The 467-nt window shown below is 59.3% G+C and carries 1 protein-coding gene; it reads left to right on the top strand.

Translation table 11 applies throughout. From position 1 onward, the window contains the following. Positions 1-78: 78 nt before the first annotated feature. Complete coding sequence (locus tag AC3DEV_RS16935; protein WP_488372859.1) at positions 79-318, top strand: hypothetical protein; 240 nt, start codon at positions 79-81, stop codon at positions 316-318. The last annotated feature ends 149 nt before the right edge of the window (positions 319-467 follow it).

A 467-nucleotide genomic window follows, 5' to 3' on the forward strand; every position in this document is an offset into this window, starting at 1 on the left:
AGTACCTGATGGGCGTTCGCGCTCGTGGCGTCGGCGGCCTGGGCTTGTACTTCATGAGCTGCAAGTGCACGGCGTAACATGCGCGTCTCCGTAATCAATACCCAGGTCGCGCCGCATTACTGGGCAGTTCACCGCAAATGGCCAATTGGCCAAGCGGTCGAGCTCGACGTTTCCGACGAGGAATACGCGGAGATCTGCGCGGACAAGCGCTTCGTTGTCATCAAGCTTGACGCGCCAAAGGCTGCCGCGCCCGTAGTCGTCGCGGATGCGCCAGTCGACGCGGAAAAAAGCACCGAGCGAACCAAAAAGGTCAAGTAAGTGGCAACCCCCGCGCGCGCTACGATCGCCAATATGGCGCTAATGGCTCCCGCGTGGGGGCGCATTCAGACCTATGAGAGCCAAAATCAGGCGCTTTTGAATGCCGGATCTGACGTTCTCGACGGGTATCTGAGCAGTCAATACGACCT

The sequence above is a fragment of the Dietzia sp. IBK-p2-15D genome (genome assembly GCF_057773105.1).